At 69.7% G+C, this 16,539-nt stretch carries 16 protein-coding genes and 1 tRNA gene; 5 read left to right on the forward strand and 12 right to left on the reverse strand.

The annotated features are described in order from the left end of the window. Window positions 1-4: 4 nt before the first annotated feature. Window positions 5-781 carry an MOSC N-terminal beta barrel domain-containing protein gene (locus FVA80_RS28875; RefSeq protein ID WP_147905976.1) on the reverse strand — a complete coding sequence of 259 codons (777 nt, stop codon included), beginning with the start codon at window positions 779-781 and terminating at the stop codon, window positions 5-7. A gap of 194 nt (window positions 782-975) precedes the next feature. On the opposite strand from FVA80_RS28875, the gene clpB reads away from it, so the two are divergent. Continuing rightward, window positions 976-3,600: an ATP-dependent chaperone ClpB gene (gene clpB, locus FVA80_RS28880; RefSeq protein ID WP_147905975.1), complete on the forward strand. Its 2,625-nt coding sequence runs from the start codon at window positions 976-978 to the stop codon at window positions 3,598-3,600. Between the two features lie 73 nt (window positions 3,601-3,673). Here the strand turns inward: clpB and FVA80_RS30835 are convergent, their stop codons facing one another. The 3 genes from FVA80_RS30835 to FVA80_RS28890 form a co-directional block, all read right to left on the reverse strand. After that, entirely contained in the window at window positions 3,674-3,844 is a 171-nt protein-coding gene (locus FVA80_RS30835) for a hypothetical protein (protein ID WP_187193544.1), read from the reverse strand. Between the two features lie 124 nt (window positions 3,845-3,968). After that, window positions 3,969-4,238: a hypothetical protein gene (locus FVA80_RS28885; protein WP_147905974.1), complete on the reverse strand. Its 270-nt coding sequence runs from the start codon at window positions 4,236-4,238 to the stop codon at window positions 3,969-3,971. Window positions 4,239-4,408: 170 nt separating this feature from the next. After that, window positions 4,409-5,527 carry an MFS transporter gene (locus FVA80_RS28890; protein ID WP_246692195.1) on the reverse strand — a complete coding sequence of 373 codons (1,119 nt, stop codon included), beginning with the start codon at window positions 5,525-5,527 and terminating at the stop codon, window positions 4,409-4,411. Window positions 5,528-5,608: 81 nt separating this feature from the next. Here FVA80_RS28890 and FVA80_RS28895 point away from each other — a divergent pair, with 81 nt between their 5' ends. After that, complete coding sequence (locus FVA80_RS28895) at window positions 5,609-5,929, forward strand: helix-turn-helix domain-containing protein (RefSeq protein WP_147905972.1); 321 nt, start codon at window positions 5,609-5,611, stop codon at window positions 5,927-5,929. Window positions 5,930-6,059: 130 nt separating this feature from the next. Here FVA80_RS28895 and FVA80_RS28900 read toward each other — a convergent pair whose 3' ends face one another. The 4 genes from FVA80_RS28900 to FVA80_RS28915 form a co-directional block, all read right to left on the reverse strand. Continuing rightward, the gene (locus FVA80_RS28900; RefSeq protein ID WP_147905971.1) at window positions 6,060-6,953 is read right to left on the reverse strand and encodes an inositol monophosphatase family protein; all 894 of its coding nucleotides are present in this window, start codon (window positions 6,951-6,953) and stop codon (window positions 6,060-6,062) included. Beyond that, a complete protein-coding gene (locus FVA80_RS28905) occupies window positions 6,950-7,525 on the reverse strand; it encodes an NUDIX hydrolase (protein WP_147905970.1) in 576 nt (191 codons plus the stop codon). The genes FVA80_RS28900 and FVA80_RS28905 overlap by 4 nt, the downstream gene beginning before the upstream one ends. Before the next feature lie 7 nt (window positions 7,526-7,532). Further along, complete coding sequence (locus FVA80_RS28910; RefSeq protein WP_147905969.1) at window positions 7,533-8,240, reverse strand: glutathione binding-like protein; 708 nt, start codon at window positions 8,238-8,240, stop codon at window positions 7,533-7,535. 187 nt (window positions 8,241-8,427) lie between these two features. Continuing rightward, on the reverse strand, window positions 8,428-9,366 hold the full coding sequence (locus FVA80_RS28915) for an SMP-30/gluconolactonase/LRE family protein (RefSeq protein ID WP_147905968.1): 939 nt from the start codon (window positions 9,364-9,366) through the stop codon (window positions 8,428-8,430). A 471-nt stretch (window positions 9,367-9,837) separates the two neighbouring features. Between FVA80_RS28915 and FVA80_RS28920 the strand changes: the two genes are divergently transcribed. After that, window positions 9,838-9,914 (forward strand) — tRNA-Pro (locus FVA80_RS28920). 26 nt (window positions 9,915-9,940) lie between these two features. Then, the gene (locus tag FVA80_RS28925; protein WP_147905967.1) at window positions 9,941-10,252 is read left to right on the forward strand and encodes an ETC complex I subunit; all 312 of its coding nucleotides are present in this window, start codon (window positions 9,941-9,943) and stop codon (window positions 10,250-10,252) included. Between the two features lie 37 nt (window positions 10,253-10,289). Here FVA80_RS28925 and FVA80_RS28930 read toward each other — a convergent pair whose 3' ends face one another. Together FVA80_RS28930 and FVA80_RS28935 are read right to left on the reverse strand one after the other, a co-directional pair. Further along, on the reverse strand, window positions 10,290-10,748 hold the full coding sequence (locus FVA80_RS28930; RefSeq protein ID WP_147905966.1) for a nucleoside deaminase: 459 nt from the start codon (window positions 10,746-10,748) through the stop codon (window positions 10,290-10,292). 51 nt (window positions 10,749-10,799) lie between these two features. Continuing rightward, on the reverse strand, window positions 10,800-11,867 hold the full coding sequence (locus FVA80_RS28935; protein ID WP_147905965.1) for a spore photoproduct lyase family protein: 1,068 nt from the start codon (window positions 11,865-11,867) through the stop codon (window positions 10,800-10,802). A 176-nt stretch (window positions 11,868-12,043) separates the two neighbouring features. On the opposite strand from FVA80_RS28935, the gene FVA80_RS28940 reads away from it, so the two are divergent. After that, window positions 12,044-14,101, forward strand: coding sequence for an EAL domain-containing protein (locus FVA80_RS28940; protein ID WP_147939931.1), 2,058 nt, complete (start codon window positions 12,044-12,046; stop codon window positions 14,099-14,101). 54 nt (window positions 14,102-14,155) lie between these two features. Here FVA80_RS28940 and FVA80_RS28945 read toward each other — a convergent pair whose 3' ends face one another. Further along, a complete protein-coding gene (locus tag FVA80_RS28945; protein ID WP_147905963.1) occupies window positions 14,156-15,634 on the reverse strand; it encodes an NAD(P)/FAD-dependent oxidoreductase in 1,479 nt (492 codons plus the stop codon). Continuing rightward, window positions 15,631-16,539: an alpha/beta hydrolase gene (locus FVA80_RS28950; protein WP_147905962.1), complete on the reverse strand. Its 909-nt coding sequence runs from the start codon at window positions 16,537-16,539 to the stop codon at window positions 15,631-15,633. Before FVA80_RS28950 ends, FVA80_RS28945 begins: the two co-directional genes overlap by 4 nt.

Below are 16,539 nucleotides of genomic sequence, written 5' to 3' on the forward strand. Positions count from 1 at the left end.
CAGCTCAACCGACGGTGCGCAGCGTATCGCCCACGGCCAGCGCTCCGCCGGCGATCACCTCGGCGTAGACGCCGAGGTCGCGGTGGCCGAGCCGTGCGTCGAGAGTCCAGGGGATGTCGAGGTCGCGCACGCCGCTCACCGGATCGACGTTGGTGGCGGCGCAGCGCACCGTGCGCTTGGTCACCTTGAGCCGCAATCCGCTCGGGGCCTCGATCACCCGCCCGACCATGTCGAGCTCGGCGAACGGCGCCAGCCCATCGACCAGCAGGTTGCCACGGAACCGCAGCGGATCGACCGGCGCGCCGAGATAGTCTTCGACGGCCGTCACGCTCGCCCGGTTGATCAGCGAGACGTAGCCGGTGGGCGAATCGGTGAACCGGTATTGCGGCGGCGCCGCGAGGACCTTCGGCTCACCCCGCAGGCTCTCCGGGAGGTAGTGCCGCATCAGGTCGGCGAGCCCGTCGCGACCGGCCTCCGTGTCGAGCCGGAAGGCCAGCGTTTCGCCGGCATGCTCCACCGTGAGGGTCGCGGTGGCGTCGTCGTAACGGGTGCGCAGGCGGGCCAGCGCCTCGTCGCGCATCAGCATCAGGTACTTGGTCTTGGGCTGGTGCCGCGGCGCCACCGGGTTGAAGCCCGAAGGCCCGTTCTCGATGGCGTAGAGTCGGTCCCCTGGGAAGAAGCCGCTGGTCTCCAGCTCCGCCCGTTCCAAGGGCTCGGGGCTCAGACCCTTCACGGGGTAGCGGTAGAGGCCGAGGAGGCCGATTTCGAGCGCGGCTTGCATGCCGGGAAGGTGGCTCGGAAAAGCTGTGCCGCGCAAGGCCTGAGACCCTTGTGGTGCGCAAATACAACACCACATCGGGACTACCGGCGGCTTTCGGCGCCGGGGTCCCTCGCGGCAGAGTGCCGGGGGGCGACGTTTCGGCAGGGCCGCGCCATCTCGGGCGGCGAATGCCGGCACGGGAGGGTGAGACACGCATGAATTTCGAACTCTACACCGAGCGCGCCCGCGGCTTCGTCCAGGCGGCGCAGAACCTCGCGATGCGCGAGGGCCATCCGCAGCTTCAGCCGGGGCACCTGCTCAAGGTGCTGCTCGACGATCCCGAGGGCCTGTGCGCCGGTCTGATCGACCGCGCGGGCGGGCAGTCGCGGGTCGCGCTGGCGCAGACCGAGCAGTGGCTCGCCAAGCAGCCGAAGGTTTCCGGCAATGCGTCGGCCCCGCAGGCGACGCGCGAGCTGATGCGCCTGTTCGACACCGCAGAGACCGCCGCCAAGAAGGCCGGCGATTCCTTCGTCACGGTCGAGCGCCTGCTTCTCGCCCTGGCGGTGGAGAAGGAGTCCGAGGCCGGTCGCGCGCTGCAGGCGGCGGGCGTCACGCCCGCGTCGCTGAACGGGGCGATCAATGCGCTCCGCAAGGGCCGCACCGCCGACAACGCTTCGGCCGAGAACGCCTACGACGCGCTGAAGAAATATGCCCGCGACCTTACCGAGGCCGCCCGGGACGGCAAGCTCGACCCGGTGATCGGCCGCGACGAGGAGATCCGGCGGACCATCCAGGTCCTGTCGCGGCGCACCAAGAACAACCCCGTCCTGATCGGCGAGCCCGGCGTCGGCAAGACCGCGATCGTGGAGGGCCTGGCCCTGCGCATCATCAACGGCGACGTGCCGGAATCGCTCAAGGACAAGAGCCTGCTGGCCCTCGACATGGGCTCCCTGATCGCCGGCGCGAAGTATCGCGGCGAGTTCGAGGAGCGGCTGAAGGGCGTGCTCTCCGAAGTCACGGCGGCCGAGGGCGGCATCATCCTGTTCATCGACGAGATGCACACGCTGGTCGGCGCCGGGAAGGCGGACGGGGCGATGGACGCCTCGAACCTGCTAAAGCCCGCGCTCGCCCGCGGCGAGCTGCACTGCGTCGGCGCGACCACGCTGGACGAGTATCGCAAGCACGTGGAGAAAGACGCGGCCCTGGCCCGGCGCTTCCAGCCGGTCTTCGTGTCGGAGCCCACCGTGGAGGACACGGTGTCGATCCTGCGCGGGCTGAAGGAGAAGTACGAGCAGCACCACGGCGTGCGCATCCAGGATTCGGCCCTGGTGGCGGCCGCGACGCTCTCGAACCGCTACATCACCGACCGGTTCCTGCCCGACAAGGCGATCGACCTGATCGACGAGGCTGGCTCGCGCCTGCGCATGCAGGTCGATTCGAAGCCCGAGGAACTCGATTCGGTCGACCGCGAGATCGTACGGCTGAAGATCGAGGCCGAGGCGCTCAAGAAGGAGACCGATTCCGCCTCCCGCGACCGGCTGGTCCGGCTGGAGCGGGAGCTGGCCGACCTGGAGGAGCGCTCGGCGTCGATCACGGCCCGGTGGAAGGCCGAGAAGGACAAGCTCGGCACGGCCGCCGGCCTGAAGAAGAAACTCGACGAGGCCCGCAACGAGCTGGCCGCGGCCCAGCGCCAGGGCCAGTACCAGCGCGCCGGCGAACTCGCCTACGGCGTGATTCCCGGCCTGGAGAAGCAGCTCGCCGAGATCGAGGAGAAGGCCGAGGGCGGTCGCGACGGCATGATGGAGGAGGCGGTGACGCCCGCTCACGTCGCCGGGGTTGTGTCGCGCTGGACCGGCGTACCGGTGGACAAGATGCTGGAGGGCGAGCGCGAGAAGCTGCTCGCCATGGAGGACGCGCTCGCCAAGCGCGTCGTCGGCCAGCGCGAGGCGGTGGAGGCGGTCTCGACCGCGGTCCGGCGCGCGCGGGCGGGGCTTCAGGACCCGAACCGGCCGATCGGCTCGTTCATGTTCCTCGGCCCCACGGGCGTCGGCAAGACCGAGTTGACCAAGGCGCTCGCCGGCTTCCTGTTCGACGACGACACGGCGCTCGTGCGCATCGACATGTCCGAGTACATGGAGAAGCACGCGGTGGCCCGCCTGATCGGCGCGCCTCCGGGCTATGTCGGCTACGAGGAGGGCGGGGCGCTCACCGAGGCGGTCCGGCGGCGGCCCTATCAGGTCGTGCTGTTCGACGAAGTCGAGAAGGCGCATCCGGACGTGTTCAACGTCCTGCTGCAGGTTCTCGACGACGGCCGGCTCACGGACGGGCAGGGGCGGACGGTCGACTTCCGCAACACGCTTCTGATCATGACCTCGAATCTCGGGTCCGAGTACCTGGTGAACCAGCCCGCGGGCGAGGACACCGATGCGGTCCGCGACGAGGTGATGAACGTGGTGCGGGGCCACTTCCGGCCGGAATTCCTGAACCGGGTCGACGAGATCATCCTGTTCCACCGCTTGGCGCGGTCGGAGATGGGGGCGATCGTGGAGATCCAGCTCGGGCGCCTGGCGAAGCTCTTGGAGGATCGCAAGATCGTCCTCGACCTCGACGAGGAGGCCAAGATCTGGCTCGCCGACAAGGGCTACGACCCCGCCTACGGCGCGCGCCCGCTCAAGCGGGTGATCCAGAAGAACGTCCAGGATCCGCTGGCCGAGCTGGTGCTCTCGGGCAAGATCCACGACGGCGAGACGGTGTCGGTCCGCTCGGGTCCGATGGGCCTGATGATTGGCGACGTCACGGTCGGCGCCGAGCGCCGGCCCGCGAACGTGGCCCTGAACTGAGCGCTGCGGTTTGCGAGTAAGGCGGCGCGCCGGATGACGGCGCGCCGCCTCTTTTTGCGATTGCGGCGTCGCCTCAGTGTCCGAACCAGCGCAGCAGGCCGCTCGCGACGAATACCGCGATCAGAGCCAAGAACAGCTGCGGGCTCGTCGGCATCGATGCCACACGCCCCTTGATCTCGGCGGTATCGGCCAGGATCCTCTTCAGGTTGGCCCTGATTTCGAGCCGCTTAATGCGTGTTTCCATGTGTTGGGATGTCCCGCCTGGGCCGCCCGGAGGCGTGCCCGAGTCATGGCTGTTGCGGCTATCGCGTCTCGCAGCTTGCCAGCGCATTTGCGCGCGCCAAAGGGCCGATTGGGCCATGGTCCGTCTATGTTGTGAGATTGGCGCTCAGCGTATCGAGGAATGTGGCGGCTTCCTTGATGCTACTGCTAGCTTGCGCGAGGTGCTTGCGCTTGAAGCCGCCACAATCATCCGCTTCGACGGCATCGTTCACAGCGTAAACCGCGGTCAAGCACTGGCCGAGCGAGGCGACCATCTCATCGGTCTGGCACGCATCAAGCGGAATGGTTTCCCGACGCTCGACCTTATCGGTCCAGCTGCTGTTCGAATACCGGACTATCTCGTCTTCGGATGTCATGTGTAAGAGTTCCGGAACCCGTGCTGACGACTGTGTCGAACGGTGAACATCGAGTCGATGCCAGCATGATGGCAGCTCTTTCAACGGCGCGCATGTCAAAACGCCCAGCATAAGACTTCTATCCTCGAAATCCGGGCCCGTCTCGAGAATTGATCGAACAGTGGCCGCTATCAGCCCCCCGCAACACGCCGAGCGTGAGCCAGGATGACCACCTGCAGCGCAAGCCCTCCAGCCGCGACCGCGGCGGCCGCCACCGGCAAGGCGGAGATTCCCGCCAGCGTGACCACCACGCCCCCGAGCGCCGCGCCCGCCGCGCCGCCGAGATAGTTCGCGGAGCTGTTCAGCGCGACCGAGACGCTGCCATGCTCCGGCCGGAGGTGGAGCAGGGCATGCTGCTGCGGCGCCTGCGAGGCCCAGCCCATCGCGCCCCAGAGCAGCACCGGCAGGTAGCCGAGAAGCGAGACGCCCAGCAGGCCGGGAAGCCATGCGAGCGCCAGCGTCAGGGCGGCCAGGATGACCGCCATGATCCGCCGGGGATCGCGGGTCCGGTCGATCAGCGGCCCGACCGAAAAACTACCCACCATCCCGCCGATGCCCCAGGCCCAGAAATGAGAGGCCGCTGCGCCACCCAGCCCGGCCCGCTCCAGAAGGGATGCCAAGTAGGTGTAGAGACCGAGGCTGGCGATTGCCGTTAGGAACGTGACCGCCACCGTCGCGACGATGGCTGAGTCGGTCAGCAAGGCCGCCCGCGCGCGCCAGGACGGCGGCTCCGCGGCGATGATGTCGGGCAGGCGCGCCAGGATGCCGGCAGTCGCTGCCGCACCCAGGATCATCACCATCCAGAGCGCGCCCTGCCAGCCGAGCCTGTCGGCGATCCACAACCCGGCCGGAACGCCGATCACCGTCCCGGTGCTCATGCCGCCCAGCGTCAGCGCCAGCGCGCGCCCTTTGCGGCCCGGATCCACCAGGGCCGCCGCCGATGTGATCGCGACCGGAGCGTAGAGGCCGGCCGCGAGGCCGGCGAGCGCCCGGGCCAGGAGCAGCCCGAACAGGCCGGTCGCGAGGGCGCTCAAAAGGTTCGCTAGAGTGAAGATCGCAAGCGCCACGCCGAGCACGCGCCGCACCGGCCGTCCGGCGAGCAGACCTGCGCAGATCGGCGCCGCCAGGGCGTAAGCCAACGTGAAGACCGTGACAGCCTGTCCGGCTTCGCCGGCGCTAATGTCGAACGTGGCTCCGATCTTCGGGAGCAGCCCCGCGACCACGTACGCATCCAAGCCCAGGGCGAACATCCCGAGCGCCAGAATCGCGATTGGCTTCAGGTCTCGCCGCCTATTTACGATCTACGACGAAAATCGTACATATAAGGCGCCATGAGTGCCCGCAAGTTCTTTCACCCCGACCGCGCCGAGCTGACCCTGCATCGGGTGCTGTTCGCGCTAAGCGATCCGACCCGCCTCGCGGTCGTGTCGGACCTCCTAATGGCCGGCGAGCGCGCGTCCGGCGACCTCCTTACCGAAAGCGTGCCGCGATCGACCATGACGCACCATCTCAAGATCCTGCGCGAGGCCGGCGTGACGCGCACCCGGCCCGAAGGGATGCGCTGCCTGATCTCGCTGCGCCGTGAGGACGTCGGCGCCCGCTTCCCCGGCCTCCTCGACGCCATCATGGCCCATGGCGAGGCCGAAGCGTGAGGGCGTCGCCGGCTGCGTCCAGGAAGAATGCGTTTCCGACGGGCATACCCCTCGGCGGGAGCCGGCGCTGAGCCCCGATTCCTGTGGGCCTTGCCAGACAGTAGGGCCTCCCAACCCGTTGGGTTGGTGGCTAGGCCCGGCGGATCGCCCTCGCCAGGTCGGCCGCCTGGTCCCGATCCCGGCAGACCAGCCAGAGGTCGTCGTGGGCGGACAGCTCCGCGTCGAACAGGTCGATGAAGGCGGCCGGCGGGGCGGCGAGGTCGGGCCAGTGGTAGAGGCCGAATCCCAGGGCCTCGAACAGCGGCAGGATCGGCGCCAGGTCCCACAGCTTGTTGTTGCTCAAGGTCGCGTCGAGCCGGCCCGTGGCGAGGAGCGCTGCGTCCGAGATCGTGCCGCCCTCGCTCCAGGGAAACCAGCCGCGCCCGTAATCCACGGTGTAGCGCTGGGCGGTGACCGCGAGCCAGCCGACATGGCCGGTCCGGCGGGGGGAGGGGGCCAACGGGCGCAGCGCCTCCGTCCGGCGCCCGCCCCGGGTCGGCGCCCAGAACGCCTGACCCTCGGAGGCGGCGAACAAGATGCCCTCGGCGGTCTCCGCATTCTCCGTGCGGGCGGGGGCGGAGCGATTCTCGTTCCAGGCTGGCAGGTTCATCACGCCCGCGCGGGGCCAGCCCGACCGGCAGGCCGCCGCCATCACGCCCCAGCCCGACAGGCCGCCCGCGAACGGTCGTGTGCCGTCGATCGGGTCGCCCACGAAGGTCCAGGCCTCGCGCGCCAGCATCGCCTTGGCGGCCACGTGCCCGAGGTCGTCGGCGGTCTCTTCCTCGATCAGGTCGGGGCCGAACCGCGCGTGCAGCAGGCGGCTCACGGCGAGGTCCGCCTCGGTTAGCGCCTGGCCGAGGTCGGGCCCCTTGTTGGTCATCGCGAGACCCTCCGCGCGCATCGCGAGCGCCAGCGGCGCGGCCTCCTCGGTGAAGGCGAGCAGTGCGGCGAGGACATCGCCGGCCGAGGCGTCGGGTGCGATCATGCGGCGAACAACGCGGGCTGGCGCAGCATCAGCGCCTGGACCAGGACCAGGGTCTTGAGATCGGACAGCCGCCCGGCGCGGACCCGCTCCGCGAGTTCGGCCAGAGGCACCTCCAGCACCTCGACCTGCTCGCCCTCGCCGGGCAATCCGCCCCCCGGGCCGACGCGGTCGGCCTGATGGTAGGGGGCGAGGTAGAGCCACAGGCGCTCCGAGGAAACGCTCGGCATGCTGTAGGCATGGGTGACACGCTCGAGACGTTCGAGCTGCACGCCCGCCTCCTCCATCGCCTCGCGGATCGCGGTCGCCTCCGGCTCGCCGCCGTCGAGGCCCCCGGCCGGCGCCTCGTCGAGGGCGGGCGGCTCGCCCCAGAAGGCCGGGCCGACCCGGCTCTGCCGGACCAGCAGGGCCACCCGCCGCTCGGGATCGTAGGGCAGCACGCAGGCCGCCTCGCCGTGGTCCTCCAGGGCCCGCGGCACCGTGCTGCCGTCGGGCTGGGTCAGCGTGGCGATGCCGAAGGTGTTCCAGCCCCGGTGGATCACCCGCAGGGGCAGGGCGGTCTGCGTGCCGGTCATGAGCGGGTCAGCGCTGGGTGGTGGCGGCGGTCTGGCCGAACATTACCTTCTTGGCGTCCTCGCTCATGGTCTTGCCGTGGTCGGGGTTGATCTCCGGCGCTCGGGCGTAGGCAGCCTGGGTCGCGGGCCGCTCCGCGATGGCCGTGAACCAGCGCTTGAGGTTGGGATGCTGGTCGAGGTCCTGGCCCTGCTTCTCCCACGGCACGATCCACGGGTAGCAGGCCATGTCGGCAATCGAGTAATCCGAGCCCGCGACGAAGGTGCGATCGGCCAGCCGCCGGTCGAGCACGCCGTAGAGCCGGTTGGTCTCGTTGACGTAGCGCGCGATCGCGTAATCGATCTTCTCGGGGGCGTATTGCGAGAAGTGATGGTTCTGGCCCAGCATCGGCCCGAGCCCGCCCATCTGCCAGAACAGCCATTGCAGGACCTCGGCCCGGCCACGCGGATCGCTCGGGATGAAGCGGCCGGCTTTCTCGGCGAGATACAACAGGATCGCGCCCGATTCGAACAGGGAAACCGGAGCGCCGCCGCCCGCCGGCTCGTGATCCACGATCGCCGGCATGCGGTTGTTTGGGGCGATCTTGAGGAAATCCGGATTGAATTGTTCGCCCTTGCCGATGTTGATCGCCTTGATCTGGTAAGGAATACCCGCCTCTTCGAGGAACATCGTGACCTTATGGCCGTTCGGCGTCGGCCAATAGTACAGATCGATCATCGGATTATGTCCCGCTGACGCGTCGTCCTGGGCGATGGGTGCCGGCTTTTGGAAAGGATGACGCAAAAACAAAGCTCTGGAGCCGCCTCGTGGATCGGGTGTCCAAGAGGAGGCTCCGAGTCCCCGGCGGTGGGGAGGTGGGTCTCTGGAGCGTTCCGGTCAAGCATCGTCCGGAGCGATCGCGGCCTCATCCGCCGGGGCAGCCCTGCGTGTCCACGTAGAGGGCGTAGAGCGACTGGCTCGCCGCCATGAACAGGCGGTTCCGGTGCCGGCCGCCGAAGCACAGATTGGCGCAGCGCTCCGGCAGGTGGATGCGGCCGATCAGGCGGCCCTCCGGGTTGAACACCATGACGCCGTCGAGGGCGTCGTCACCCATGCCCCAGCCGCACCAGAGATTGCCGTCCTGATCGCAGCGGATCCCGTCCGGCGTGCCAGGCCCGGCATCGATCAGCACCCGGCGGTCGCGCAGGGTCCGGCCGCCGACCACGTCGAAGGCGACGATGCGCCGGGTCGGCTCGCCGCGGGATTCCACGAGGTAGAGCCGCGATTCGTCCGGTGAGAAGCACAGGCCGTTCGGACCGGCGATGTCGTGCGCGACCACGTCCAGGGCGCCGGTCTCCGCGTCCAACCGGTAGACGTTCTGGGGGAGCTCGGATTCGGCGCGCTCGCCCTCGTAGTAGCCCGAAATCCCGAAGGTCGGATCCGTGAACCACACCGCGCCGTCGCGCGCGGTGACGAGGTCGTTCGGTGCGTTGAGGCGCCGGCCCTCGATGGCGTCGGCCAGCACGGTGAGCGACCCGTCATACTCGGTCCGCACCACCCGGCGGCCGCCATGCTCACAAGTGACGAGCCGCCCCTGGCGGTCTCGGGTGTTGCCGTTGGCGAAACCCGACGGCCGGCGGAACGTGCCGACGGCGCCGGTCTCCTCGTCCCAGCGCAGGATCCGGTTGTTCGGGATATCGCTCCACAGGAGATAGCGCCCATCCCCGAACCAGACCGGCCCCTCGCTCCAGCGGCAGCCGGTGGCGAGGCGCTCGACCGCCGCGCTGAACACCCGGTAGCGGGCGAACGACGCGTCGAGGATCTCGACCGCCGGGTCGGGGTAGCGCGCGCTTGGCGTCCACACGGGATTGGGCTCCTGGCACCGGCGCGCCGATCCGGGCGCGGGCCAACCGCGATATAGGAACGACGGGGCGATGCCAGTGGCGGAGAGGGGCGCCGTGCCGGGTTCGTCAGGCGATCGCCGGCTGCTCACCCCGTACGCACCGCAGAGGATGCCGGTCGAATAGAATCGTGAGCCGGGGCATCGTCTCAGCGGGAGCGACGAGGACCAAGATCCCCCACCGCCAATCTCCGCGCCGCGTCTCCACCGCCCCCCAATGGAATGCAGTTCGGTTCGTCGGTGCGAGAATCAGCCCTCGCCGTCCTGAGGAAGACCGTACGCGCCGCTCAATTGTCTGACAAGTGGGGTGTCGCCGCTTGGACCCGCTTTCGATAACTGGCGGGTCAATCCCGGCTCAGGATGGCCCCTGTGGCCCGCTGCCCCGTTGCGCCCGGACCAGCGAAACGCTACGGTTCTGTACCCGTAACGGGGTGTCGGGGTGTGGCGCAGTCTGGTAGCGCACCTGGTTTGGGACCAGGGGGTCGTAGGTTCGAATCCTATCGCCCCGACCATTCGATCAGGAGCTTGTCGAGTTCAGATGCCGAGCGCCCGCATCTTCCGCCCCTCCCGGGACGCCACGCAGTCGGGCCAGGCCCGCACGAAGCAGTGGCTTCTCGAGTTCGACCAGACCAGCCCGCGCGAGATCGATCCGCTGATGGGCTGGAACGGATCGGCCGACATGATGCAGCAGGTACGCCTGGAGTTCGACACGGAGGAGGAGGCGGTCGCCTACGCCAAGCGCGAGGGCATCGCCTACCGGGTCGAACAGCCGGCCAAGCCGGTGTTCCGCAAGGGCCTGTCCTACTCGGATAACTTCAAGTTCAACCGCACGGCGCCCTGGACCCACTGAGGCGCTTCAGCGCGCCCGCGGGCGGGGTCGCGGGCTGTCACGAACCGCGGCGCGCTTTCCACGCCGCGTAGGGCGCTTCGCCCGCCGGCCGGATCTGGCTGAGTCGCATCGGCTGTTCGTCCAGGGGGCGGCACAGTTCCGCGTAGATGCTCGCGCTGCCGGCTCCGTGCTCCTCCGCTTCCTCCGCCGAGAAGGCGAAGTAGCCTTCGCGGAAGCCGGCGAGCCGCATCGCCGCATGGCACATCGGGCAGGGGCGCCCGCTCGCGTACATCACGCAATCGGAGAGGTCGCGTCGCGCCAGCATTTGGCTGGCCTCGCGCAGCGCCACCATCTCGGCATGCCCGGTCGGGTCGTTGGTGGCGTGCACGGTGTTGGCAGCCCGGACCAGGACGGCGCCGTCGCGCACGATCACCGCGCCGTACGGAGATCCGCCGGCCAGAACGTTCGCCTCGGCCAGCGCGACTGCTTCGCGGATATAGCTCTCGTGCTCCGACATCCCTGCGCCTCTGCGTGAACCCGCGCGCCAACGCGCCGCCGGGCCGGGAGTTCAGAACGCGTAGCGCACGGTGCAATAGGGCAGGGATTCGGCCAGCAGGGCCTTGAACCGGGCGAGCCAGCGGCCTTTCCAGCCGGTCCGGTAGCGCAGGTTGGTGCCGCCGCCCTCCGAGACCTTCGCCTCCTGGATATCCGGCCGCCACAGCAGATCCTCCGCCTTGGGGTGCCAGCCAAGATTTACGTCGTGCAGCCCCGCATTGTGGGTCAGCATGATGATCTCGCACTTGAGCTGCGCCTTGGCGGCGTCCGAGAGCGTTGCGTCGATCTCGGCGAACAGCGCCCGCCAATCCGCCTCCCAGCCCTCGTAGAGGATCACCGGCGAGAAATTGGCGTGGACCTCGTAGCCGGCGGCCACGAAGTCGTCGATCGCGGCGATGCGCTCCGGGATCGGCGTCGTGCGCACGTCGACGATCTTGGCGATCCGGGCAGGCATCAGCGAGAAACGGATCCGCGTCTTGCCTTGCGGGTCGTAGGCCAGGAGATCGCGGTTGACCGCCTTGGTGGCAAACGACGCCTTGGCGTTCGGCAGGGTGCGGAACCGCTCGATGAAGGTGCGGACGCCGCTGCTCACCGCCGCGTCCACCGACAGGTCGCCGTTCTCGCCGATGTCGTAGATCCAGTGCGCCGGGTCTATCGTGTCGGGGGCCGGCAGGGGGCCCTGCCGGTCCGCATGCCGGGCGATCGCCGCGCAGGCCTGGTCGATGTTCACGAACAGCGAGATCGGGTTCGAGAAGCCCTTGCGCCGCGGCACGTAGCAATAGGCGCAGGCCATGGCGCATCCGTTCGAGGTCGAGGGCGCGATGAAGTGGGCGCTGCGGCCGTTCGGCCGCATGGTCAGGCCCTTCTTCACGCCGAGCACCAGGGTCGAGCGCTTGATCCGGACCCAGTCCTCCACCGATCCCGCGTTCCCGTGGAGCGCCGGGATATTCCAGTGCGACGGCACGGGGATGCGCTCGGCGTCGGGGAAGCGCGTCAGGATCTCCCTGCCGATCGGGTAATCGCCCACCGTGGGCTCGTGGTAGATCGTCCTGATGTCGAGGAGGTCGCTGGTGAGGGCCATGCTGCGTCCGGGGCCCGGCTGCGGCCCGACCCGCGATATGGCGCGCGACGGCGGGACCGGAATAGCTTGCGACGTGCGGTCCCAATGGTCCGCGGCGGTAGATTCCATGGACGCGTGATCTCAACACTCTTTTACGACTCTTGATTGATTATCCCATGCCTCTGATTGGACGCATGATGACAATTCACGACCTGGAGGAAGCGGCCCCCGGGACGGCAGTCTCCGGCGATCCCGGGCGGCTGCAGGCGCTGGTCCGCCGGGATCAGCTCGAGGCCGTGCGCGGCAGCGTCCTCACCGCGATTCCGGTCAACATGCTGCTCGGGCTCGCCAGTGTCCTGGTGGCGTTCCAGGGCGGCAACGGCCGCGCCGGGGTGGTCTGGTACGCGGCCTCGACTGCGGCCAATATCCTGCGCATCGGCCTGTGCCGGTCGTCGTGTCCGGGGCTCGCCCTGACGGCCGAGATGCCGCCGGACATGGCCAGGGCCGCCTCGCGCTCGGTCGAGGGACACCTGCGCGCCTGCACCGTCGCGGCCTTCCTGTCGGGGCTGGTCTGGGCGTTCCAGCCGCTGCTCTGCGCGGGCTACACCTCGGCGCAGGCCCTGTTCTACCTCACCATCACCTGCGGCATTACCGCCGGCGCCGTCACCCACGGGACGGCCTATGCCCGCATCCCGTTCAGCTTCATCCTGCTGCCGCTGCTGTCGGTGGCGTTCTGCCTGTTCGGCGGCGGCGGGTTCGACCGCTGCTGCCTGGCGGCCTGCGTGCTGCTCTATCTCGCCGCCCTGTCCCGCACCGCGTTCCAGAGCGAGGCGGGTTACCGCGAGGCGAGCCGGCTGAAGAACGACGCCACCGCGCTGGCCCGCTCCCGCGCCGAGGCGCAGGCCAGCGCCACCGCGCTGGTGGAGGAGATGCGCTGGCGCGCGACCCACGACGACCTCACCGGCCTGCTCAACCGGGCCGGCTTCATCCAGCAGGCCGAGGACCGCCTCGGGACGCACGCGGATACCGGTTCGACCGGCGCGGCCGGGCTCCGCTTCGGCGCCGGCACCGCCTGCCTGCTGCTCGACCTCGACGGCTTCAAGTCGGTCAACGACGTCTACGGCCACCAGACCGGCGATCGGGTGCTGGTCGAGGTCGCGCGGCGGGTGCGCGCCGCCCTGCCGCCGGGCGGCCTCGCCGCGCGGCTCGGTGGGGATGAGTTCGCGGTGCTGTACGATCCCGTCGCCGCAAACATGCCCTACGCGGATCTCGCCGCCGGCCTCATCGCGGCGGTCGCCCAGCCGTTCGACGGCTTCGACGAGGGGCGGCTCGGGGTCAGCATCGGCGTCCACGCCCAACCCGAACCCGACCTGATGGCGATGCTCAGCTGCGCCGACGAGGCGCTGTACGCCTCGAAGGCTGCGGGCCGGAACCGCTTCCGGCTGTTCGACGCCGGCCTGCGTGACTGCCTGGAGATGCGGCGCGAGCTGGAGCGCGACCTGTCGCACGCGCTGGTCGAGAACGCCCTCGAGGTCTGGTTCCAGCCGATCTACGCCCTGGACGCCCGGACGCTGGTCGGGCTCGAGGCGCTGGTGCGCTGGCACCACCCCCGCCTCGGCTGGATCGCGCCCCCCGACCTGATCGCCGCCGCCGGCATGGCCGGGCTGACCGAGTCGCTCCTGCGCTTCATCCTCGATCAGGTCTGCCGGATGATGGAGATCCTGCGTGCCCGGGGCCTCGGCACCGTCCGGGTGGCGATGAACGTCTCGCCTCGGGAGATGGCGCAGATCCCGGTGGACGAGATCGTCATCGCGCGCCTCGTCGCCCTCGATCTGCCGGCTGCCCTCCTGGAGATCGAGATCACCGAGGAGACCGCCCTCGATCTCGGCGCGGTCCAGGGCAAGCTCCAGGCGCTCTCGCGCGCCGGCATCCGGGTGGCGCTCGACGATTTCGGCATCGGCTACTCGTCGCTGTCGTCGCTCCGGCAGCTCCGGGCCGACCGGATCAAGATCGACCGCAGCTTCGTCACCGGCCTCAGCACCTGCGACGACAAGCGCGGGCTGGTCCTGGCGGTGCTCGGCCTCGGCACCCTGCTCGGGCTGGAGGTCGTGGCCGAGGGGGTCGAGTCGCAGGACGACCTGCAGATGCTGCAATCGATGGGTTGCCCGTTCCTGCAGGGCTACCATCTCGGGCGGCCGATGCCGGTGCAGACCCTGGAGGCGACCCTGTTCCCCGACCGGACACAGGCAGCCTGATCGCGGAGCTGGCCCGGACGGCGGCGACTGCTGCGCAGAGCATCCCTGTCCGGCTCACCCCAGCCGGTAATCCGCCATGCGGGCGCGCCGGGCGCTGCGGCGGTAGGCCATCACCGAATCGGGCCACAGGGTTGTGTTGCGCCCCTCGGCGTCGAGGTACCAGCTCCGGCAGCCACCCGTCTGCCAGATGCTGTCGGCCAGCCGGGTCTGGATCCGGTCGAGGAACCGCGCCTGCGCCTCCGGGCGGACCTCGATCGCCCGGGCGCCCTTGCGCAGGGCCTCCAGGCAGTCGAGGACGTGCCGCGCCTGAACCTCGATCATGGAGATGATCGAGTTGTGGCCCAGCCCGGTATTTGGACCGAGCAGCATGAAATAATTCGGGAAGCCCGCGACCGTGATGCCCTGGTAGGCGCCCATCCCGTCCGCCCAGGCATCCGTGAGCCTAAGGCCATCGCGCCCGACGAGGTCCATCCGGGTGAAGCTCCCGGTGACGTCGAAGCCCGTGGCGTAGACGATCGCGTCGAGGGCATGCGCGTGGCCGTCGGCGGTGGTTACGCCGCCTTCCGTGATCCGGGCGATGTCGCCGGTCTCCAGCGTCACGTTCGGGCGCTGGAGCGCGGGGTAGTACTCGTCGGAGATCAGCACGCGCTTGCAGCCGAGGCGGTAGTTCGGCGTCAGCTTCGCCCGCAACGCCCGGTCGGGCACCGCCTTGGCGAGATGGTGGCGGGCGAGTCCCTCGGCCTGCTTCGTCAGCTTGGACACCTTGGTGAAGCCGAACAGCGCGCGCAGCTCGTGCAGCCAGAACAGCCGCGCCCGCTCGAGCTGCCGGAGGAACGGAAGCCGCCGGTAGCGCGCTTGGGTGGCCTCCGGGATGGCGTGGTCGTGCTTGGGCATGATCCAGGGCGGCGTCCGCTGGAACAGGGTCAGGTGCGCGGCACGTTTGGCGAGTTCCGGCACGACCTGGACCGCGCTCGCCCCGGTGCCGATCACGCCGACGCGCTTGCCCGCGAGATCGACGGCATGATCCCAGGCCGCCGTGTGGAAGGCCGGCCCCGTGAACGCGTCCCGGCCGGGGAGGTCGGGATAGGCCGGATGGTGCAGGCCGCCCATGGCGGAGACGATCGCGCGCGCCGTCAGCGGGCCGCGGTCGGTCTTGACGTGCCAGACGGCGCGGGCCTCGTCCCAGGTCGCTCCGGTGAACGCGGTGCCGAGCTGGATCAGCGGCATCAGCCCGTTGCGCTCGGCGGTGTCGCGCAGGTAGCCCTGGATCTCCGGCTGCGGGGCATACATCCGCGACCAGTCCGCCTTCGGGGCGAACGACAGGGAGTAGAGATGTGAGGGCACGTCGCAGGCCGCGCCCGGGTAGGTGTTCTCCCGCCAGGTCCCGCCGATGTCGGCGGCCTTCTCGATTACCCGCAGAGGGCCGATCCCGGCCTGCCGGCAGCGGATCGCTATGGCGAGGCCGGAGAAGCCGGCCCCGACGATCAGGACTTCGAGGGTCTCCGGGACGGAGGCGGTCGCGGGTGCCGTCATCGCGAAGCTCCCACGGGCGCGGTAGCGCTCCGGCGTGCGTGCGCCATCAGGAAGGCGGTGGCCTCGTCGAGGGAGGTGCGCGCCTCCGGCAGCATGTGGGCGGCGAACTGCCAGGCATGGGCCACGACCGGGAAGAGCTTCAGCTCGGTCACGACCCCGGCCGCCCGGGCCTTCTCGGCCATGCGAACCGAATCATCGCGCAGGACCTCGCGCTCGCCCACGTGGAAAAGGAGGGGCGGGTAGCCGGTCGGGTCGGCGTTGATCGGCGAGATCCGCGGATCGGCCGGGTCTGCGCTCCCGAGATACATCGTGCGAATCACCGCGAGCGCCCCGGGGTCGAACATCGCGTCGCGCCACGCGTTCGTGCGCCGCGAGCCGTCCTCGGAGACGAAGTCGGTGGCCGGCGAGAACAGCGCAGCGGCCCAGGGCATCGGCAGGCCCCGAGCCCGCGCCTCGCCGATCAGCACAAGGGCCATGTTGGCGCCGGCCGACTCGCCGGCGACGCAGGCCGGGCCGTCGGCGCTGAACGCCTGCCAGACCGCCGTCACGTCCTCGATCGCGGCCGGGAATGGGTGCTCGGGGGCGAGGCGGTAATCGGGGACGAAGATGGTGAAGCCGCGGTTGGCCAGTGCGCCGGTCACCGGCCGGTGGGTGCGCGGCGAGCAGGCGATGAAGCCGCCGCCATGGAGGTAGAGCATCCGCTGCCCGGGCCCGGATTTCGGCCGGACCCATTCCCCCCGCACCCCGCCGACCGTGCCCGGCTCGTAGGTGACGCCCTTCGGATCGGGGAAGGCCGGCGCCTCGAAGATTTGGCGGAACGCGGCGGCGTTCCGGGCCTTCGACAAGGGGCCGCGCACCTTGGTGCGCACGACCCAGGTGCCGATATACGCGCGCAGGCTCGCCAT

The sequence above is a fragment of the Methylobacterium sp. WL1 genome, assembly GCF_008000895.1.
Classification (GTDB): Bacteria; Pseudomonadota; Alphaproteobacteria; order Rhizobiales; family Beijerinckiaceae; genus Methylobacterium.